Here is a 20,569-nt window from a genome sequence, read left to right as displayed (position 1 = left end):
GTCGCGATGCTGTGAAAAAAGGGGCCGAAAGGCCCCTTTTCTTACGCCCGGCCAGTCGGGGTCAGCGAACCACCAGAACCGGCACCGGGCTGTGGGACAGCACTTCCTGCGCCTGGCTGCCCATCAACAGCCGCCCAATCCCGCGCCGTCCGTGCGAGGACATGACGATCATCGTGCAGCCCTGCGATTTCGCGGTTTCGATGATCGCCTCGGCGGGGCGGGAATCGGGGACATGGACCGTCTCGGCCTCGATCCCCAGCTTGGCGGCGGCGGCCTTGGCGGCATCAAGCACCTCGGCGGCCAGTTCGCGCTGGCTGGCCTCGTAGCTTTCCAGGACCTCGGGCGTCGCGACCCAGACGCCTTCGCCGCGGATGCGGGTCGGCAGGAATTCGGTCACGGTGACGATGGTGACCTTCGCGCCAAGGTCCCTCGCCAGGGACAGGCCGTGGTCCAGCCCCTTGGTGGCGATTTCCGAGCCGTCGGTCGAGATCAGGATGTGATGCGGCATGGTATTCCTCCGATTTGAAGGTGATGGGCGAAAGGGCTGCCCGTGGATATCTGCATGATAGGCCCTTGATCCGGCAGGCGCCACGAAAATGACGATGGCGGCCAACGCGGCGCTTGGTCGCATGACGGACAGCCGCGGCCGGCCAGAAAAAAACGCGCGGGGGCCAAAGCCTTCCGCGCGTCCTGTTGGTCAGTGGGCGATGGTCGATCCGCTGCCCTGGTCGCGGCTGGCGGCGAGGCGGCTGGCCTCGGCGGCCTCTTCGGCCACCTCGTCCCATTCGACGGCTTCGGGCGTCCGCACCAGCGCCTGCTTCAGCACCTCGCGCACGTTCGAGACGGGGATGATCTTCAGCCCCTCCTTCACGTTCGCGGGGATCTCGGCCAGGTCCTTTTCATTGTCCGCCGGGATCAGCACGGTCTTGATGCCGCCGCGCAACGCGGCCAGCAGTTTCTCCTTGAGGCCCCCGATGGCCAGCACATTGCCGCGCAGCGTGACCTCGCCCGTCATGGCGACGTCCTTGCGCACGGGGATGCCGGTCATCACCGACACGACCGAGGTGACCATCGCGATACCCGCCGACGGCCCGTCCTTGGGCGTGGCGCCCTCGGGGACGTGGACGTGGATGTCGCGCTTGTCGAATTCGGGCGGTTTCACCCCGATTTCCGGCGCGATCGAGCGGACGAAGCTGGACGCCGCCTCGATCGATTCCTTCATCACGTCGCCCAGTTTCCCGGTCGTCTTCATCCGGCCCTTGCCGGGCAGGCGCAGCGCCTCGATCTGCAACAGATCGCCGCCGACCTGCGTCCAGGCCAGACCCGTGACCACGCCGACCTGGTCGTCCTGTTCGGCCAGCCCGTAGCGGTGACGGCGCACGCCCAGGTATTCCTCGGCCTTTTCCGGGGTCACCTCGACCGATTTGACCTTGCCCTTGAGGATCTCGGTCACGGCCTTGCGGGCCAGCTTGGCGATCTCGCGCTCCAGCGAACGGACCCCGGCTTCCCGCGTGTAATAGCGGATCACATGGGTCAGCGCGTCGTCGGTCATCGCGAACTCGCCCTTGCGCAGGCCGTTGGCCTTGATCTGCTTGGGCAGCAGGTGCTGGCGGGCGATCTCGCGCTTTTCGTCCTCGGTATAGCCGGACAGCGGGATGATCTCCATCCGGTCGAGCAGCGGCCCCGGCATGTTGTAGCTGTTGGCCGTGGTCAGGAACATGACATTCGACAGGTCGTATTCCACTTCCAGATAGTGGTCCACGAAAGTCGCGTTCTGTTCCGGGTCCAGCACCTCCAGCATCGCGCTGGCCGGATCGCCGCGGAAGTCCTGCCCCATCTTGTCGATTTCATCGAGCAGGATCAGCGGGTTGGTGGTCTTGGCCTTTTTCAGCGCCTGGATGATCTTGCCGGGCATGGAGCCGATATAGGTGCGCCGGTGGCCGCGGATCTCGCTTTCATCCCGCACGCCGCCAAGGCTGATGCGGATGAATTCGCGCCCCGTGGCCTTGGCGACCGAGCGCCCCAGCGAGGTCTTGCCCACGCCCGGAGGGCCGACGAGGCACAGGATCGGCCCCTTCAGCTTGGCCGAACGGTTCTGCACCGCCAGATATTCGACGATGCGTTCCTTGACCTTTTCCAGCCCGTAGTGATCGGCGTCCAGCACCTTTTCCGCCGCCGTCAGGTCCTTGCGGGTGCGCGACTTCACGCCCCAGGGCAGGGCCAGCAGCCAGTCCAGGTAATTGCGGCTGACGGTCGCCTCGGCCGACATGGGCGACATGGATTTCAGCTTCTTCAGCTCGGCCTCGGCCTTTTCGCGGGCTTCCTTGCTGAACTTGGTTGCGGCGATCTTTTCTTCCAGTTCGGTCAGTTCGTTGCTGCCGTCCTCGCCCTCGCCCAATTCCTTCTGAATGGCCTTCATCTGCTCATTCAGGTAGTATTCGCGCTGCGTCTTTTCCATCTGGTTCTTGACGCGCGACTTGATCTTCTTCTCGACCTGAAGGACGGACATCTCGCCCTGCATCAGGCCATAGACCTTCTCCAGCCGCTCGGCCGCGTTCAGGGTCTCCAGCAGGTCCTGCTTCTTGGCGACCTCGATGCCCAGATGGCCGCTGACCAGATCGGCCAGGCGGGCAGGCTCGCGGGCCTCGCCGACGGCGTTGATGACCTCTTCGGGGATGTTCTTGCGCACCTTGACGTAACGCTCGAACTCTTCGGCGACGGTGCGGGTCAGGGCGCGAAGCGTCTCATCCTCGCCCAGGGTTTCGGCCAGCGGCTCGGCCGAGGCCTCGAAATAGTCGTCATTGGGCACGAAGCCGGTGATGCGGACACGCTGCTGCCCCTCGACCAGCACCTTGACGGTGCCGTCCGGCAGTTTGAGCAGTTGCAGCACATTGGCCAGAACCCCGGTGACGAAGATGCCGTCGCTGTCGGGTTCGTCCACCGCCGCATCCTTCTGCGCGGCCAGCAGGATGGGACGGTCCTGTTCCATCACCGCCTCCAGCGCACGGACCGACTTTTCACGTCCCACGAACAGCGGAACGATCATGTGCGGAAACACCACGATGTCCCGCAGGGGCAGGACCGGATGGGTGGTTTGGGCGAATTCGTTCATGTTATCAGTCCTTTCTCGCCAAGGATTGCGGCCCCATCAGCGGCAGCGCGCATTCCCTGCTGACGGCTTAGATAGGCAGCGGCGCAAAGCGGTTCAATGGCTTGATGTTCGCTGGTCGTTCTCAAGAATGGGATGGCCGCCCCTGCCTGTGTTGGTTTTTCTTCGGTTCCCGCCGTGGAATCGCCCGAAATTCATGCGCATTTTAACAGGATTGTGTCACCAGGCCAGCATCAATTCGGTGCGGGGGCGGGCTGGCGCGCGGCGGGCAGCAAATCGCGAAAGCGCGCCTGTGCGGCGGCAAAGGCGTCGCGCAGGGCCGGGTCGGGGGCGATCTCGCGCGCGATGGGGGGCGTCGCGCAGATCTCGTCCGGGCTGGCGCCGGTCCCCGCGATCAGGCCCAGCCTTGCCGCCCCGAAGGCCGCGCCGAAATCGCCGCCCTCGGGCAACAGCACGGGGATGTCCAGCGCCGTCGCGATCGCCCCCAGCCAATAATCCGAACGCGCGCCCCCGCCCTGCGCCAGCAGCGCCTGCGGGCTGGCCCCGGCGCGGCGCAGCGCGGCAAGGTTGTCGGCCAGCGCGAAGGCCACGCCCTCAAGCAGCGCGCGCACCAGTGCGGCGCGGTCGCTCGCGGGTGAAAGCCCGGCAAAGACCCCGCGCAGGAAGGCATCGTTATGGGGCGTGCGCTCGCCCGACAGATAGGGCAGAAAGACCAACTCCCCCGGCGCCTGCAACGGCCCAAGCCCGCCCGTCAGCGCCGCCGGAGCATCGCCCAGAAGGCCCGCCAGCCACTCCAGCGCGGCCGAGGCCGACAGGATCACCCCCATCTGGTGCCAGCGCCCCGGCAGCGCGTGGCAAAAGGCGTGAACGGCGCTTTCCGGCATCGGCAGATAGCGGTCCGAGGCCGCGAACAGCACCCCCGAGGTGCCAAGCGAGACGAACCCCTGCCCCGGTCGCGTGATCCCCGCGCCGACCGCGCTGGCGGCATTGTCGCCCGCACCCCCCGCGACCACGACCCGGCCCATGCCCCACCGCTGCGCAAGGCTGGCGCGCAGGTGGCCCGAGACCTCGGCCCCTTCGACCAGCGCGGGCATCTGGTCGGCCCGCATCCCGCTGGCGGCCAGCAGTTCAGGCGACCAGCGCCGCGCCGCGGTGTCCAGCCAACTCGTCCCCGAGGCGTCCGACATCTCGCCCACCCGCTCGCCTGTCAGCCACAGCCGCAGGTAGTCCTTGGGCAGCAGGACGGTGGCAATGCGCGCGAACAACTCGGGTTCGTGCTGCGCCATCCAGACCAGCTTGGGCGCGGTGAAGCCCGCGAAGACGATATTGCCCGAGATGCGGCGAAAGACCGGGTCGCCGTCCAGCCGCGCGGCCTGGACATGGGCGCGGCTGTCGTTCCACAGGATGGCGGGACGCAGCACCTCGCCCGCCGCGTCCAGTGCGACCGCGCCGTGCATCTGCCCCGAAAGCCCGATCGCCGCGACCCCGGACAGCCCATGTTCACGGTGCAGCCCGTCCAGCGCGGCCTGCGTGGCCCAGATCCAGTCGGCGGGGGATTGCTCGGACCAGCCGGGATGGGGGCGCGCGACCGTCAGCGGCTGGCTGAAGGATCCGACGACCCGCTGGCGCTCGTCCATCAGCAGCGCCTTCACGCCCGAGGTTCCAAGGTCGATGCCCAGAAACATGCGCCATCCCTTTCGTCAGCGTCTCACGTCCGGTTTCATGCGATATTTCCGGCCCCTTTGCAAAGCCCGCCGCCGGTCCTGCGCGCGCTAGCGGATCAGTGCGGCGACCTGGCGGAAGGCGGGGTGTCCGGCGCTGCGCAGCCATTCGAACAGGACCATTTCCACCGTCACGACATCCGCGCCCGCCGCCGCCATCCGGGCCAGCGCGGCCGCGTGGTTTTCCGGGCTGCGCGAACCCACCGCATCGGCCACGACATGCACCCGCCGCCCCTGACGCAGCGCGGCCAGGACGGTCTGCATGACGCAGATATGCGCCTCGCACCCCGCGACGACCAGCGCGGCGGAAGGCGGCAGCGCCTGCGCGATGTGGTCCTCGGCCAGCGCGTCGAAGCTCATCTTGGCCAGCGCGGGGCCTTCGGGCGCCAGTTCGGGCACGGTGGGACCAAGGCCGCGGGGGTTCTGCTCGGTATGGACGGCAGGCAGCGACAGCAGCCGCGCGGCGGCCAGCAGGCGCGCGGCATTGGCGATACGGTCCTGCGCGCGGTCGATGGCGGGCATCAGGCGCTGCTGAAAGTCGATCAGCATCAGCACCGAGTTGTCGGGGTCGATGGGGTTCATGGGCTGGCCTTTCCTTCCTGCCCCGCCGATCTTGCGGATTTCGCGACGCGAGGGCAAGCCGCGTCGGCGGCTTTGCCTTTCGCCGCCGCCCCGATTATCCTTCCCGCCGGGCAGAGAAAAGGAATGCGCGATGAATGATGCGGGCCTGGCAACGCCGGACGAAAAGCGCCCCGCGCCCCCCGGCGATATCCCGGTGCGCGACGCGGCAAGCGTGCTTGTGCTGGACCGCGGCGCCGATGGTCCCCGCGTCCTGATGGGCCAGCGCGGCAAGGCGGCGGCCTTCATGCCCTCGAAATTCGTCTTTCCGGGCGGGGCGCTGGACGCGGGCGATTCGCAGGCGGGCCTTGCCGGTGCCCTGCCGCCGCAGACCGCCCGCCGCCTTGCGCTGGAGCCGCGCGACGGGTCGCCCGCGACCCCGCAGGGCCTTGCCGCCGCCGCGCTGCGCGAACTGGCCGAGGAAACCGGGCTGCTTTGCGGCTGCGCGGGTCCGGCGACATGGCCCGAATATGCGCAGGGCGGGCTTTGCCCCGACCCTTCGGGGCTGATCTACATGTTCCGCGCGATCACGCCGCCGCACCTGCCGCGCCGCTACGACACGCGCTTTTTCCTGCTGGATACGGCGATGATCCACGGTGATCCGCGCGACTTCTCGCGCGCCAGCGACGAGCTGTCGAATATCCACTGGGTGGCCCTGGCCGAGGCGCGCAAGCTGGACCTGCCCTTCATCACCGAGATCATCCTGGCCGAACTGGACGGGATGCTGCACCGGGCGGGCAGCGCGCCGCTGTCCGAACCCGAGGCCGTGCCCTTTTTCGACAACCGCGGTCCGGCCCCCCGCTTCATGCATCTGGCCTGAGGCGCGCTAGTTCCCCCGGAAACGCGGCGCGCGCTTGTCCAGAAAGGCGGCGACGCCTTCGCGGAAATCGTGGCTCTGGCCCAGCCTGCCCTGCAATTCGGCCTCCAGCGCAAGCTGTTCGGCAAAGCCCTGCTCGGCAGAGCGCGCGACGGCCTGCCGCACGGCCAGGAAGGCCGCCGTCGGTCCCTGCGCAAGCTGGCGCGCGCGGGCGGCGACGATGGCGGCGAAATCCGCATCCGGGACGGCCTGCCAGATCATCCCCCAATCCGCCGCCTGACGGGCCGGGATCGCATCGGCGAAAAGCATCGCCCCCATCGCGCGGGCCTGGCCGACAAGGCGCGGCAGGACATGGGTGCCGCCCGCATCCGGCAGCAGGCCGATGCGCGTGAACGCCTGCACGAAGCTGGCCGATTCGGCGGCGATCACGACATCGGCGGCCAGCGCCATATTGGCCCCGGCCCCCGCCGCCACGCCGTTCACGGCGGCGATCACCGGCGCAGGCGCGTTGCGGATGGCGTGGATCATCGGCTCGTATTCGTCGCGCAACACGCCTTGCAGGTCGCGCGCCGCATCCCTGTCGCCCAGGTCCTGACCCGAGCAGAACCCACGCCCCGCCCCGGTCAGCACGATGCAGCGCGTCCCTTCGGGCGGCGCGGTGAAGGCTGCGGTGATCTCGGCGCGCATCCGGGTGCTGAAGGCATTCATCACCTGTGGGCGGTTCAATGTGATGGTCGTCACGCCGCCGTCATGCCCGATTCCGATCGTCTCGTAGGCCATTGTCCCCCCTGTCCGCGCGGTTCAGTCGCGCATGATGCTGTTCAACCGCTCTCGCTCGGCCTCGGTCAAGTCCTCGGGGGGTGTTTCGTTGCGCATCCTGCGACTGCGCAGGAACACCCAGCCGATCAGCAGGGCGGTCAGCGCCATCACGGGGCCGGCCAGCCACAGCACCCAGTTCATGCCGCTGGCGCGCGGCTCGAACAGCACGAACTCGCCATAACGGTCCACCACGGCGTCGATGGCCTGCTGGTCGGTATCGCCCGCGACCAGCCTTTCGCGGACATAGAGGCGCAGGTCGCGGCTGATCGGCGCGTTGGAATCGTCGATGGATTCGCCCTGGCAGACGGGGCACCGCAACTGGCGCGACAGATCGCGCGCGCGGCTTTCCAGCGCGGGGTCGGGCAGGATCTCATCGGGTTGGACCGCCCATGCCGGCATGGCCATCAGCAGCGAAAGGCAAAGCAGGATCGCGCGCATCATCGTCACTCCGCCGGGGTGGGCCGGGCAGCGGGCGCCGCGCGCCGCGCCCCCGCTGCCACGCGATAGCGCCGGTCGGTCAGCGAGATCAGCCCGCCAAGCGACATCAGCCCCGACCCCAGCCAGATCCAGAAGGCGAAGGGCTTGATATAGCTGCGCACCGCCCAGCCTCCACCCGGTTGCGGATCGCCGATCACCAGGTAGATGTCGCGGAAGGGACCGCTGCGGATCGCGGCTTCGGTCGTGGGCATGGCCTGCACCGGGTAGACGCGCTTTTCGGGGTAGAGCGTGGTGATCTGGCGGCCGTCCCGGGCCACCTGCATCGTCGCCACGGTCGACAGGTAATTCGGCCCCTGCACGTCCTCGACCCCCGTCAGGGTGACCTGGTAGCGGCCCACCGGGAAGGTGTCGCCGACCTCGGCCACGCGGATATCCTCAAGCTCCCAGGCCATCAGCAGGCTGACGCCGATGAAGGTCACGCCAAGCCCGGCATGGGCGACGGCCTTGCCCCAGTCGGCACGCGGCAGGCGCAGCAGGCGCGGCCAGCCGGAATTGCCGGTGCGCAGCCAAAGGTCGGCCACCGATCCCGCGATCAGCCAGCTTCCCAACCCGGCGCCGACGACCGCCAGCCCCGAATTCCCGGTCGAGACGGCAAAGACCAGCACCGCCACCGCGCCCCCAAAGACCAGCGCCCCGCGCAGGGGCCGCATCGCGCGGCGCAGGTTGCCGCGTTTCCACGGCAGGATCGCGCCCACCGGCAGGATGATCGCCAGCACGACCATGAAGGGCGTGAAGGCCTTGTTGAAGAAGGGCGGCCCGACCGACAGCCGCGCGCCCCAGCCCATTTCCGCGATCAGCGGCCAGACCGTGCCGACAAAGACCACGAAGGCCGAAACCGCCAGCAGGATGTTGTTGATCACCAGCGCGCCTTCGCGCGACACCGGCGCAAACAGCCCCTTGGCCTGCATCGCATTGGCCCGCCATGCGTAAAGCACCAGCGCGCCGCCGACGAAGAAGGCCAGGATCATCAGGATGAACGTCCCCCGCTCGGGGTCGCTGGCGAAGCTGTGGACCGAGGTGATGATGCCCGAGCGCACGATGAACGTCCCGATCAGCGAAAAGCCGAAGGCCATGATCGCCAGCAGGATCGTCCAGCTTTTCAGCACCTCGCGCTTTTCGACGACGATGGCCGAGTGCAGCAGCGCCGCCGCCAGCAGCCAGGGCATGAAGCTGGCGTTTTCCACCGGGTCCCAGAACCAGAAGCCGCCCCAGCCCAGTTCGTAATAGGCCCACCACGACCCCAGCGCGATGCCGATGGTCAGGAACACCCATGCGCTCAGCGTCCAGGGACGGACCCAGCGCGCCCATGCAGCGTCCACGCGCCCCTCGATCAGGGCGGCGACCGCGAAGCTGAAGGCCATGCTGAGGCCGACGTAGCCCAGATACAGGAACGGCGGATGGAACGCCAGGCCGGGGTCCTGCAACAGCGGGTTCAGGTCGCGCCCGTTGAACGGCGCGACAGCGAAGCGCGCAAAGGGGTTCGAGGTAAAGATGATGAAGGCGTAGAAGGCCGCCCCGACAGAGGCCTGCACCGCCAGCGCGCGGGCGCGCAGCTTGGGCGGCAGGTTCGGGTCGAACAGCGCCGCCGCCGCGCCGAACAGCGCCAGGATCAGCACCCACAGCAGCATCGAACCTTCATGGTTCCCCCACACGCCCGAGATCTTGTAGAGCATCGGCTTGTCGGTATGCGAGTTGTTGAAGACCAGCGCGACCGAGAAATCCGAGGTGACGAAGGCGATCGTCAGCGCGATGAAGGAAATCGTCACCAGCCCGAACTGCGCCAGCGCCGCCGGGCGCGCGCTTTCGATCCAGGATGTCCAGCCCTTGTGTGCCCCAACCAGCGGCACGACCGTCTGGAAGATCGCCAGCGCGAAGGCAAGGATCAATGTGAAGTGGCCGATCTCTGCGATCATCTTGCTTCTCCGTATTTGGGGCAAGATAACCGCAGCGCGTTTCCGCCACCAGTCCCGGCGTTGGGTCAGATGGTCACAGCCGGCGCGGGGACGCCTTGCCCCCGCGCCGCCGCTTCAATTCCGCGCGGCCCAGTCCCGCAGCGCGGCATTGTCGGCGAAATCGTCGCCCTCGGGGGGCGCCGCCGCCGGTTCCCCCTTTTGCGCCGCCGCCTGCACGAAGCTGCGCGAGCGGAAATAATGCGCCTCTCGCGCGCCGAAGTAAAAGCTGATGATCGCGCCCAAGAGCCACCACAGCGGTTCCGGTATCTGCGCAAGCCCCTGCATGCGCAGGCCGAATCCATGCGGTTCGGCCATCGCATAGACGAACAGGCCCAGCGTCCCCAGCGTCAGGATCGGGCGCGGCAGGCGGTTCATCGCATTCACCAACTGGTCGAAAAACCCGCCCCGAGGCGCTGCGAACTCGGCCGCCATCTGGGTGATGGCGCGGGCATAGGCTTCCTCGTCCAGTTCCATCCGGCGGGTCTGGTTCTGGGTAAAGACCTCGGCCAGGTTGGTTGCGGCATTGCCGACCGCAGTGACCCCCGGCCCAAGCCCGATGAAGCGGCTGATCATGCCCATTTCGCGACCCTCATGCGATGTTCTGCCAATGTCAGGTGATAGCGGGCGGCGATGAATTCCTCGGCCCGCGTGATCCAGCCGCCCTTGGCGCCGGTCGTGGTGCGCGCGTATTTGCGGCTGGCGGGACGGGCGTCGGCCAGCGCGTAATAGTAATTGCGCCGCGCGATTCCATAGGCGTCGGCGATGTGGTCCGGCGCCGCCTGCGCCGCATCCCGCGCCGCCGCCAGCGTCCTGGGTCCGATGATGCCGTCGTCCTTGGCCGCGAACCCCATGCGCGTGACCAGCCGTTGCAGGATCTTCACCGCATTGGCGCCTGCGTTCACATACATGTCGAAGACGCTGGCCTGAAGCGGCGCGGGCAGTTCGGCCAGCCCCGGCTTGCGGAAGTAATGCTCGACAAAGATTTCCTGCGCCTGCTGGCGCGTCAGCGCGCGGACATCGGCCACGTCGATGCGCCCGTCCCGCGTCAGGTCCAGCCCCAGCCTGCGCATCGTGCCCAGCGTGACGCCGTATTTCGTCGCCCCGCCCGGATCGTCGGGGTCGTTGACGAACCCCCCTTCGCGCGCGACGATTTCCGCCGCGATCTGCTGCACTGTCTTCATGATCGCCCCCATCTTGCAAAGGACGACAGGGTGATGCAGCCGCGTTAATCCTTGGTTAACCCTGCGCGCGTTGCGTCGGGTATGCGGGTTTGGGGCGTCGGGGTTTCAGGCATTCGGGTCGACGTAGACGCCGGTTTCCTTCAGCGTGTCGATGACCTCCTTGGGCATGTAATTCTCGTCATGCTTGGCCAGCAGGTTGTCCGCCTCGAACCTGCCGCCGCGGTAATAGCCCTTGACGATGGTGCCGTCCCCTTCCGCGAACAGGTCCGGGCGCGGGTCGCGGCCGACATAGCTCACGGGGATCTCGGCCACGCCGTCGGTGATGACGAAATCGAACTCCACGCCCTCGCGCTCGGCGATCGAGCCATCCATCACCAGCCCGCCCAACTGGAAATATTCCCCCGGATCGGGTGCCGCCTCGGCCACCTGGCTGGGCGTGCGATAGAGGTTGATCCCGTCGCGGAACCCATAGCCCACCAGCGCCGTGGCAGTCAGCAGCGACAGGGCTGCCGCGACAAGGATCTGGATGCGGCGGGTCTTCTTGAGGCTTTTCATGGCTCGGATCCGGCTATGTACTGGCGTGTCAAGGGACAAGATAGGGGTTTTCAGGCGCTTTGGAAGCTGATGACTTGTCGCAGGAACTGGGTGGCCTTGCCCGACACCTTCACCGGGTCGCCCGTGGTCAGGAAGGCCGGGCGCCTGCCCGGTCCCACGAATTCGGGACGGCGTTGCAGATAGTCGGCCAGGCTTTCGGCGACGAGGCTCGCCTGCGAATAGACCGCCACATCGGGACCCAGCGCCTGCTGGAAGGCCGCCTGCATCAGCGGATAATGGGTGCAACCCAGGATCGCGGCCTGCGGATGGGGCATGCGGCGGCGAAGCGCCTCGACGTGGCTCGCGACCAGCGCCTCGGCCAGCAATTCGTCGCCCTGCTCGATCGCATCGACGACGCCCGCGCAGGGCTGCGCCTCGACATCGACGCCGATGGCGCGAAAGGCCAGTTCGCGCTGGAAGGCCCGGCTGGCGACGGTCGCGGGGGTGGCGAACAGCGCGACATGCTTGACCGCCACCTCGCGCGGGGGCGAGTTGTCGCCCCATTGCCGTTCGGTCAGCGCCTCGATCAGCGGAACGAAGACGCCAAGCACCCGCTTGCCCGGCGGCAGCCAGGTTTCCTGCATGCGGCGAAGTGCCGCGGCGCTGGCGGTGTTGCAGGCCAGGATCACCAGGTCGCAACCCTCGTCCCACAGCCGTTCGACCCCCTTGCAGGTCAGCGCAAAGATATCGTCGGCATCGCGCACCCCATAGGGCGCATGGGCATTGTCGCCGTAATAGACCAGCGGCAGCTCGGGCATCCGTGCCGCGATCGCCTTGTGGACCGTCAGCCCGCCCAGACCCGAATCAAAGACCCCCACCGCCATCGGCACCTCCGCATGTCATGGGCGCCTCTTACGATGGCCGGGCAGGCATTTCCATGATTCATGTCATTCCGCCGCGTGATACAGAGATATCGGATCAAAGCCGGCGCCCGGCCATAGGTCAACACCTGTGACCGATCTCGCCCTTTCCGCGGCCCCGCCGTATTGCCAGAACGCCGGACTGTGATAAGGGTTGCGCGGAACGCATGGCTGATTTCTCGGGAAAGCAAAGATCATGGATTGGGACAAGCTGCGAATCTTTCACGCCGTGGCGGATGCCGGCAGCCTCACCCACGCGGGCGAGCATCTGCACCTGTCGCAATCGGCCGTCAGCCGCCAGATCCGCGCGCTCGAGGATTCGCTTGGCTCGACCCTGTTCCACCGCCACGCACGCGGGCTGATCCTGACCGAACAGGGCGAGTTGCTGTTCGAGGCGACCTCGTCCATCGCGCGCAAGCTGGACACCACCGCCGCCCGGATCCGCGACAGCGAGGAACATGTCTATGGCGAGCTGAAGCTGACCACCACCACCGGCTTCGGCACCATGTGGCTGGTGCCGCGCCTGGCCAAGCTTTACGAACGCTACCCCGACCTGAAGATCGACCTGATCCTGGAAGAGCGCGTGCTGGACCTGCCCATGCGCGAGGCCGACGTGGCCATCCGCATGAAGGAACCCAACCAGCAGGACCTGATCCGCCGCAGGCTGCTGAACATCCGCATGGGCCTTTATGCGACGCCGGACTATCTGGCCAAGGCCGGGCGCCCCGAACGGCTCGAGGACATGGCCGATCTGCGCCTCATCTGCCAGAATCCGCAATCGCCGCAGGTCAGTTCGGGCGCGGTGCTGGTGCGCAAGGTGCTTGAGCAGAACTCGGCCTCGACCCTGATGGTCAACAGCTATTTCGGCGTCTTGCAGGCGGTGCTGAACCATGTCGGCGTGGGCGTGCTGCCCGACTATCTCGTTCACGACTTCCCGCACCTGACCCGTGTGCTGCCCGAGATCGAATCGACCGAAGTGCCGGTTTTCCTGGCCTTCCCCGAGGAATTGCGCACCTCGCGCCGGGTGTCGGCCTTCCGCGATTTCGTGCTGGAAGAGATCCAGGAAATGCGCCGCAGCCGCGCCGAACTCGGCATCAAGTGACTGCTGCCATTCGCTGGACGCATGGCTGTCATGCTGCGCTGCCGCATGTTTGGGCTTGAACCATCGGGCAACTGCCCATATCTCAGGCGTCGAAGGGGATGATCTGACGAAAGTCTCATCAACTTCAACCTCCCTGTTGGACTTTGCCGGGCTTTTTAGCCCGGCTTTTTTTTGCCCTTGCCGCAGGTTTGCCGCCGCGACGGGGGCCGTGCCCCTTCCCTAAAGGTCCGGCCCCGCTTAAAAGGCGGTAACTTTCGGCAAATGAGGCATTTCCGATGACCGAACCCAGGATCACCGAGGATCTGATCGCAGCGCACGGCCTCAAGCCGGATGAATACCAGCGCATTCTGGACATCATCGGGCGCGAGCCGAGTTTCACCGAGCTTGGCATCTTCAGCGCCATGTGGAACGAACATTGTTCCTACAAGTCGTCCAAGAAATGGCTGCGCACCCTGCCCACCACCGGCCCCCAGGTGATCTGCGGTCCCGGCGAGAATGCGGGCGTGGTCGATATCGGCGCCAATGAACAGGGAATCCGGCAGGCCGTGGTCTTCAAGATGGAAAGCCACAACCACCCCAGCTATATCGAACCGCATCAGGGCGCCGCGACCGGCGTGGGGGGCATCCTGCGCGACGTCTTTACGATGGGCGCGCGCCCAATCGCTGCGATGGATTCGCTGTCCTTCGGGCGGCCCGAGCATCCCAAGACCGCGCATCTGGTCAAGGGCGTGGTCGAGGGCATCGGCGCCTATGGCAATGCCTTCGGCGTGCCGAACGTGGGCGGCGAGGTTCGTTTCCACCGTTCCTATGACGGCAATTGCCTTGTGAACGCATTTGCCGCCGGGCTGGCCGATGCGGACAAGATCTTCTATTCCGCCGCCTCGGGCGTGGGGATGCCGGTCGTCTACCTGGGCGCCAAGACCGGGCGCGACGGCGTCGGCGGGGCGACCATGGCCAGCGCCGAATTCGACGACACGATCGAGGAAAAGCGCCCCACCGTGCAGGTCGGCGACCCCTTCACCGAAAAGCGCCTGCTGGAAGCCTGTCTGGAACTGATGCAGACGGACAGCGTGATTTCCATTCAGGACATGGGGGCTGCGGGGCTGACCTGTTCGGCGGTCGAGATGGGCGACAAGGGCGGGCTTGGCATCAAGTTGACCCTCGACCATGTGCCGCAACGCGAAACCGGCATGACGGCCTATGAAATGATGCTGTCCGAATCCCAGGAACGCATGCTGATGGTCCTGAAGCCCGAGAAAGAGGCCGAAGCCCGCGAGATCTTTGAAAAATGGGATCTCGACTTCGCCATCGTCGGTGAAACCATTGCCGAGGACCGCTTCCTGATCACCCACGGCAACGAGATCAAGGCGGACCTGCCGCTGTCCAGGCTGTCGTCCAGCGCGCCGGAATACGACCGTCCCTGGATCGAAACCCCGCCCGCCGCAGCGGCAGCGCCCCTGCCCGAAATCACCCCCGTCGCGGCGCTGCGCGCGCTGATCGGCAGCCCGAATTATGCCCATAAATCATGGGTGTGGGAACAGTATGACACCCAGGTCGGCGCCGACACGATCCGCCGCCCCGGTATCGGCGCGGGCGTCGTTCGCGTCCACGGCACGGCCAAGGCGCTGGCCTTCACCAGCGACGTGACGCCCCGCTACGTCAAGGCCAACCCCTATCGCGGCGGCAAGCAGGCCGTGGCCGAGGCATGGCGCAACCTGATCGCCGCAGGCGCGCGCCCGCTGGCCGCGACCGACAACCTCAACTTCGGCAATCCCGAAAAGCCCGAGATCATGGGCCAGCTTGTCGGCGCGATCAGGGGCATCGGCGAGGCTTGCACGGCGCTGGACTTCCCCATCGTCTCGGGCAACGTCTCGCTTTACAACGAAACCGACGGCAAGGGCATCCTGCCCACCCCCACCATCGGCGGCGTCGGGCTGATCGACGATCTGGACCACATCATCGGCGGCCTGCCGCAGGCGGGCGACCTGTTGCTGGTCATCGGTGAAACGCGCGGCCATCTGGAACAATCCGCGCTGGCCGCCGAGGCCTTCGGCATCGAATCCGGCGACGCGCCCGAGGTCGACCTGGCCGCCGAGCGCCGCCACGGCGAATTCCTGCTGTCCCAACGCGCCCGGTTGCGCGCGGCAGCCGATCTGTCGGACGGCGGCCTTGCGCTGGCCGCCTTCGAGATGGCCGAGGCCGCCGGCATCGGCGTCACGCTGGACAGCACCGACATCGCCCAGCTTTTCGGCGAGGACCAGGCTCGCTATCTGGTCGCCGCCGCACCCGCGCAAGCCGCCGCGATCATGGCAGCCGCCAGCGATGCGGGCATCCCCATCGCCAACCCTGGCCGCTTCGGGGGCGACCGGGTCGATCTTGGCGGCGACAGCGCGCCCCTGTCGGCGCTGTCGGACCTCTATCGGGGCAGCTTTGTCCAGCGGGTCGGGCTGGACCACTGATCCCTGCCCATAAAGGGGAAAGGCCGCCATCCGGGCGGCCTTTTTCGTTTTGAAAAGGAACCCGCGCCGGTGCCGCGTGTTGGGATCCGCAACGGGTTCCGCATCGGCGGAGGCCCTGCCCGGTCCCTGCGGCGCATTGCCCGCCGAAGGGCTCGTTTTCCATTTTAAAATATTGTTTTTATTAAAAATTATTGAAACCTCTCGAAAAAATTCAGGAACATCCTCGCGCCCCGTTTGTTGTCCCCCCGTCCCCAATATGGGTTTACGAAAATCGGAGGATAAACGATGAAAAAGCTTGTGATGACCACCGCCATGTCTGTGGTCCTGGCCAGCGGCGCCTTTGCGCAGACCGCCGACGCACCCGCCGAAATTCCCCCCGCCGGCGAAACCTCGGCGGATGCGGCGGTTCTGGACGAAACCCAGGCCGAAGCCGTGGCCCCCGAAGCCTCGCAATTGGCCGACGGCCATGTTCCCGCATTCCGCGCCTCGACCTTCACCGGCATGACGCTTTACACGCTGGACCCCGACGCGGTCGTCGCGCTGCGTGAAACCGCGCCCGGCGGGGATACGGTCGCGTGGGACGATCCCTCGGCGCGCTGGACCAGCGGCGATACCTTCATTTCCGGCCGCGACCAATGGGAAAGCGTGGGCGAGATCGACGACATCATCCTGACGCAGGACGGTGCGATCCGGGGCGTCCTGATCGATGTGGGCGGCTTTCTGGGCATCGGCTCGCGCACGGTCAGCGTCGATCTGGACCAACTCTATTTCGTTGCCGACACCGACACGCCCGAGGATCTGAGCGACTTCTTCGTCGTCGCCCAGTTGACCCGCGATCAGCTTGAAACCCTGCCGGAATGGTCCGACGACCAGCTTTCGACGGGTTACGAGGTTCGCACCTGGGCGGGCGATCCGGTGGCCGAGGACGGCGTTTTCGTCAACGACCCGGCAGGCACCGACGCCCCGGCCATGACGGCGGACGATCCGGCAGCCGCAGCCGAGCCGGTCACGCCCACCGCCGACGACCTGCAAGGCGCGGATGTCTACGACGCGACCGGCGAATCCATCGGCAGCGTGAACGACCTGGTGCTGGAAGGCGACAGCGAGATCACCCATGCGCTGGTCGATGTCGGCGGCTTCCTGGGGATGGGTTCGCACACGGTCGCCCTGCCGATCGAGGACCTGATCGTCACCCGCGACGCCGACGGCACCGCCCGCGTCCAGACCGGGCTGACCCGCGAACAGCTTGAGGCGATGCCCGCCCACGAAGGCTGATCGAACTGCCCGAACAAAAAAGGCGGCCGGTTGTCCCGGCCGTCTTTCCTGTTGATACAATGAATGAAATTTGTATCGTAATCCATTGTCTTTTCAAAAATTTTCTTTCCAATCCAAGGCCGGTTCAGGCGTTGAACAGGAAATGCAGCACGTCGCCGTCCTTGACCTCGTATCCCTTGCCCTCGACGCGGAACTTGCCCGCCTCGCGCGCGCCCGCCTCGCCGTTGCCCGCCACGTAATCGTCGAAGGCCACGGTTTCGGCACGGATGAAGCCGCGCTCGAAATCGCCGTGGATGACGCCCGCCGCCTGCGGGGCCAGCGTGCCCTTGCGGATGGTCCAGGCGCGGGCCTCCTTCGGGCCGACGGTGAAATAGGTCTGAAGGCCCAGCAGCTCGTAGCCCGCGCGGATCAGCCGGTCCAGCCCCGCCTCGGACAGGCCCAGTTCCTCAAGGAACATCGTCGCTTCGTCGGGGGCAAGCTGGCTGATCTCTTCCTCGATCCGGGCCGAGATCACGACATGGCCCGCACCCTGCCGCCCGGCCATCTCGGCCACGCGGGCGGATTGGGCGTTGCCGGTGGCGGCCTTGTCCTCTTCGACGTTGCAGACATACAGCACGGGCTTGGCGGTCAGCAGTTGCAGCATGTTCCACGCCTTGCGGTCGTCCTCGGCCACCTCGACGGTGCGGGCGGGCTGCCCCTGTTCCAGCGCGGCCTTGGCGGCCTGCATCAGGCGCGCGTCCTCTTTCGCCTGCTTGTCGCCCGAATTGATCTTGCGTTGCAGGTTCGCCAGCCGCTTTTCCAGGCTTTCCAGGTCGGCAATCATCAACTCGGTCTCGATGGTCTCGGCATCGGCCACGGGGTCGATGCGGCCTTCGACATGGGTGATGTCGCCGTCCTCGAAACAGCGCAGGACATGGGCGATGGCGTCCACCTCGCGGATATTGGCAAGGAACTGGTTGCCCAGACCCTCGCCCTTGCTGGCGCCGCGGACCAGCCCGGCGATATCGACGAAGGTCATGCGGGTCGGGATGATCTGCCTGCTGCCCGCAATCGCGGCCAGTTGGTCCAGCCGCGGGTCGGGAACGGCCACTTCGCCCACGTTCGGCTCGATGGTGCAAAAGGGAAAATTCGCGGCCTGAGCCGCCGCCGTGCGCGTCAGCGCGTTGAACAGCGTCGATTTGCCGACATTCGGCAGGCCGACGATCCCCATGCGAAAACCCATGATCTTTCCCTTCAAGCTGCGTTGCCGCTATCTAGGGCTGCGCGCGGCCCAAGTCCAGTAAGCGCGTCGTCCGGCGGATGACGTTGATCTGGCCGCCAAGCCGGGATAGGTCTGGGACCGGAAAGCAAGGGAACGGCCATGACCAGAATCGACGACACATTCCAGCGGCTTGCCGAAAGCGGCGGCAAGGCCTTCGTCACCTATATGATGGCCTCGGACCCCGACCACGACACCGCGCTGGAAATCATGCGCGGCCTGCCCGGCGCGGGCGTGGACATCATCGAACTGGGGATGCCCTTCACCGACCCGATGGCCGACGGCCCGACGATCCAGGCGGCGGGCCAGCGCGCCTTGCAGGCGGGCGGCAGCGTCACCCGCACGCTGGACATGGTGCGCGAATTCCGCAAGCAGGACGACCGCACGCCGATCGTGCTGATGGGTTATTACAACCCGATCTATGCCCGCCCCGGTGGGGTCGGGGGCTTTCTGGCCGAGGCGGTCGGGGCCGGTATCGACGGGCTGATCGTCGTGGACCTGCCCCCCGAGGAAGACAGCGAGTTGTGCATCCCCGCGCGCCAGGCCGGGCTGAACTTCATCCGCCTTGCGACGCCCACCACCGACGACCGGCGCCTGCCCGCCGTCCTGGCCAATACCAGCGGCTTTGTCTATTACGTCAGCGTGACCGGCATCACCGGCTCGACCGCCGCCGATGCCGCGCAGGTCGCCCCCGAGGTCGCCCGCATCCGCGAGGCCGCGAACCTGCCCGTCGTCGTGGGCTTCGGCATCTCGACCCCCGAGGCCGCCCATTCCATCGCCAGCGTCGCCGATGGCTGCGTCGTCGGCAGCGCCATCGTCAAGCTGATCGGCGAGGGCCGCCCGGTCCCCGAGGTGCTGGACTTCGTCCGCAACCTGGCCAGGGGCGCGCATGGGCAGTTGCAGGACGCCTGAAACGCCTGCCTGAAACGCGGCGATCACGGTTCTGCGCCCTCTCTGGCCTGCGGGGGGAAATCGGGGTAATCTGGCCGCGATGGATCAGCGAACGCCCCTGCCCGACACCGCCCCCCTGCCGAAGCCGCGCAGCTTCTGGCAGCGGATTGCCGACGGGCTGACGGCGCTGCTGCGGGGCCGGCGCGAGGCCGTGCCCCCCGAACGCTCGGTCGCCTTCACCATCGCTGTGATCGCGCTTGGCGCCAAGCTGGCCAAATCCGACGGGCGGGTCGTGCGTTCCGAGGTATCCGCCTTTCGCCGCGTCTTCGTCATCCCGAGGTCCGAGGAAAGGAACGCCGCCCGCGTCTTCGACCTTGCACGCCAGGATGTCGCCGGGTTCGAGCTGTGGGCCGGGCGCGTCGCGCGCATGTTCCCGCCGGGCGATCCCGTGCTGCAAGACCTGATCGAGGGGCTGTTCATCATCGCTCTGGCCGATGGCGCGCTGCATGATGCCGAAATCGCCTTCATCGACGAGGTGGCGCGCATCCTCGGCGTCTCGCCCGCGCAGGTGCTGGCCGCGCGCAACCGCCACGATCCGAACAGCACCTGCCTGCCCTGCGACATCCTGGGCGTCTGCATCGACACCCCCCTGCCCGAGGCCCGCAAGCGCTGGCGCGAGCTGATCCGCGAATCCCATCCCGACCGCGCCATCGCCCGCGGCCTGCCGCCCGAGGCCGTGCGCCTTGCCGAGGCCCGCACCCGCGCGCTGAACGAGGCATGGGAAAGCTTCCGTGCCATGCATGGCTCGGGCCAGCCGTGCCAGCCAGCCTGACGACCCGCCCAACCGCTCACAGATGAGGCGATCCGATGAAGAAAACCCTGTTCGCCCTTGCCCTGCTCGCACCCCTTGGCGTCGCCGCGCAAGGATATCAGCCGCCCCCGGCGCAGGACGGCCCGCCCGCGGGCCAGGAAAGCGAGGACGGCTTCGGCAGCATGCTGGAACGCGGGGCGGAATCGCTCTTGCGCGATCTTTTCCGCGATGTCGAGCCGCATATGGACGCCATTGGCCGCGAACTCGGCGGGCGGATGCAGGCACTGGCGCCCCTGCTTGAAGATGCGGGCAAGCTGATGGACGACCTGCGCCATTACCAGCGGCCCGAGCGGCTGGAAAACGGCGATATCCTGATCCGCCGCAAGGCCGATGCGCCGCCCCCGCCCCCTGTCAGCCGCGAATTTCAGGACCTGGCCGACCCCGAATCGCAGCCCGATCCCGACCCCCTGCCGGATGACCGGATGCCGGGCGAAGAAATCGAGCTTTGAGAAAAGGTGCCCGCCGCCTCGCGGCAGGCATCCGTCCGGGGCGTTCCCCTCACTCCCTGTTCATTCTGTTTTCGATCAGTTCGTCGACGACGGCC

General features: G+C 67.0%; 19 protein-coding genes. 7 read left to right on the top strand and 12 right to left on the bottom strand.

Going from position 1 to position 20,569, the window contains the following annotated elements:
- Positions 1-61 precede the first annotated feature (61 nt).
- The 4 genes from Q0O97_RS15910 to Q0O97_RS15895 form a co-directional block, all read right to left on the bottom strand.
- On the bottom strand, positions 62-508 hold the full coding sequence (locus Q0O97_RS15910; protein WP_294931591.1) for a universal stress protein: 447 nt from the start codon (positions 506-508) through the stop codon (positions 62-64).
- Positions 509-697: 189 nt separating this feature from the next.
- Positions 698-3,112, bottom strand: coding sequence for an endopeptidase La (gene lon / locus Q0O97_RS15905; RefSeq protein WP_294931588.1), 2,415 nt, complete (start codon positions 3,110-3,112; stop codon positions 698-700).
- Positions 3,113-3,342: 230 nt separating this feature from the next.
- Positions 3,343-4,794 (bottom strand): xylulokinase, encoded by a 1,452-nt coding sequence (xylB, locus tag Q0O97_RS15900; protein WP_294931585.1) that lies wholly within the window; start codon positions 4,792-4,794, stop codon positions 3,343-3,345.
- Positions 4,795-4,881: 87 nt separating this feature from the next.
- Positions 4,882-5,412: an isochorismatase family protein gene (locus Q0O97_RS15895; RefSeq protein ID WP_294931581.1), complete on the bottom strand. Its 531-nt coding sequence runs from the start codon at positions 5,410-5,412 to the stop codon at positions 4,882-4,884.
- A gap of 130 nt (positions 5,413-5,542) precedes the next feature.
- On the opposite strand from Q0O97_RS15895, the gene Q0O97_RS15890 reads away from it, so the two are divergent.
- Positions 5,543-6,268: an NUDIX hydrolase gene (locus Q0O97_RS15890; protein WP_294931578.1), complete on the top strand. Its 726-nt coding sequence runs from the start codon at positions 5,543-5,545 to the stop codon at positions 6,266-6,268.
- Positions 6,269-6,274: 6 nt separating this feature from the next.
- Here the strand turns inward: Q0O97_RS15890 and Q0O97_RS15885 are convergent, their stop codons facing one another.
- From Q0O97_RS15885 to Q0O97_RS15855, 7 genes are all read right to left on the bottom strand, one after another.
- A complete protein-coding gene (locus tag Q0O97_RS15885) occupies positions 6,275-7,045 on the bottom strand; it encodes an enoyl-CoA hydratase-related protein (RefSeq protein WP_294931575.1) in 771 nt (256 codons plus the stop codon).
- A gap of 21 nt (positions 7,046-7,066) precedes the next feature.
- On the bottom strand, positions 7,067-7,522 hold the full coding sequence (locus Q0O97_RS15880) for a cytochrome c-type biogenesis protein (protein WP_294931594.1): 456 nt from the start codon (positions 7,520-7,522) through the stop codon (positions 7,067-7,069).
- Between the two features lie 5 nt (positions 7,523-7,527).
- Positions 7,528-9,495: a heme lyase CcmF/NrfE family subunit gene (locus tag Q0O97_RS15875; protein WP_294931573.1), complete on the bottom strand. Its 1,968-nt coding sequence runs from the start codon at positions 9,493-9,495 to the stop codon at positions 7,528-7,530.
- Between the two features lie 114 nt (positions 9,496-9,609).
- The gene (locus tag Q0O97_RS15870; protein WP_294931570.1) at positions 9,610-10,113 is read right to left on the bottom strand and encodes a holin family protein; all 504 of its coding nucleotides are present in this window, start codon (positions 10,111-10,113) and stop codon (positions 9,610-9,612) included.
- Complete coding sequence (locus Q0O97_RS15865) at positions 10,104-10,715, bottom strand: holin-associated N-acetylmuramidase (RefSeq protein ID WP_294931567.1); 612 nt, start codon at positions 10,713-10,715, stop codon at positions 10,104-10,106. The genes Q0O97_RS15870 and Q0O97_RS15865 overlap by 10 nt, the downstream gene beginning before the upstream one ends.
- 105 nt (positions 10,716-10,820) lie before the next feature.
- Positions 10,821-11,270, bottom strand: a complete 450-nt coding sequence (gene ccmE, locus Q0O97_RS15860) for a cytochrome c maturation protein CcmE (RefSeq protein WP_294931562.1) — start codon at positions 11,268-11,270, stop codon at positions 10,821-10,823.
- Between the two features lie 50 nt (positions 11,271-11,320).
- Positions 11,321-12,133, bottom strand: coding sequence for an aspartate/glutamate racemase family protein (locus Q0O97_RS15855; RefSeq protein ID WP_294931559.1), 813 nt, complete (start codon positions 12,131-12,133; stop codon positions 11,321-11,323).
- A 232-nt stretch (positions 12,134-12,365) separates the two neighbouring features.
- Here Q0O97_RS15855 and Q0O97_RS15850 point away from each other — a divergent pair, with 232 nt between their 5' ends.
- The 3 genes from Q0O97_RS15850 to Q0O97_RS15840 all read left to right on the top strand — a co-directional run bounded on the left by Q0O97_RS15850 (position 12,366) and on the right by Q0O97_RS15840 (position 17,005).
- A complete protein-coding gene (locus Q0O97_RS15850; protein WP_294931556.1) occupies positions 12,366-13,271 on the top strand; it encodes a LysR family transcriptional regulator in 906 nt (301 codons plus the stop codon).
- Between the two features lie 275 nt (positions 13,272-13,546).
- Entirely contained in the window at positions 13,547-15,730 is a 2,184-nt protein-coding gene (gene purL / locus Q0O97_RS15845; RefSeq protein WP_294931553.1) for a phosphoribosylformylglycinamidine synthase subunit PurL, read from the top strand.
- 285 nt (positions 15,731-16,015) lie between these two features.
- The gene (locus Q0O97_RS15840) at positions 16,016-17,005 is read left to right on the top strand and encodes a PRC-barrel domain-containing protein (RefSeq protein ID WP_294931550.1); all 990 of its coding nucleotides are present in this window, start codon (positions 16,016-16,018) and stop codon (positions 17,003-17,005) included.
- 124 nt (positions 17,006-17,129) lie between these two features.
- Here Q0O97_RS15840 and ychF read toward each other — a convergent pair whose 3' ends face one another.
- A complete protein-coding gene (gene ychF, locus Q0O97_RS15835) occupies positions 17,130-18,227 on the bottom strand; it encodes a redox-regulated ATPase YchF (protein ID WP_294931547.1) in 1,098 nt (365 codons plus the stop codon).
- Between the two features lie 138 nt (positions 18,228-18,365).
- Between ychF and trpA the strand changes: the two genes are divergently transcribed.
- The 3 genes from trpA (at position 18,366) to Q0O97_RS15820 (ending at position 20,474) form a co-directional block, all read left to right on the top strand.
- Positions 18,366-19,175 (top strand): tryptophan synthase subunit alpha, encoded by an 810-nt coding sequence (gene trpA / locus Q0O97_RS15830; protein ID WP_294931544.1) that lies wholly within the window; start codon positions 18,366-18,368, stop codon positions 19,173-19,175.
- A 79-nt stretch (positions 19,176-19,254) separates the two neighbouring features.
- On the top strand, positions 19,255-19,986 hold the full coding sequence (locus tag Q0O97_RS15825) for a molecular chaperone DjiA (protein ID WP_294931541.1): 732 nt from the start codon (positions 19,255-19,257) through the stop codon (positions 19,984-19,986).
- A gap of 35 nt (positions 19,987-20,021) precedes the next feature.
- Positions 20,022-20,474 carry a hypothetical protein gene (locus Q0O97_RS15820; RefSeq protein WP_294931538.1) on the top strand — a complete coding sequence of 151 codons (453 nt, stop codon included), beginning with the start codon at positions 20,022-20,024 and terminating at the stop codon, positions 20,472-20,474.
- The last annotated feature ends 95 nt before the right edge of the window (positions 20,475-20,569 follow it).

The organism is uncultured Paracoccus sp. (assembly GCF_945915435.1).
Taxonomy (GTDB): Bacteria; Pseudomonadota; Alphaproteobacteria; order Rhodobacterales; family Rhodobacteraceae; genus Paracoccus.
The sequence above is the reverse complement of the archived record's forward strand: the minus strand, read 5'-3'. Positions and strand labels throughout refer to the sequence as shown.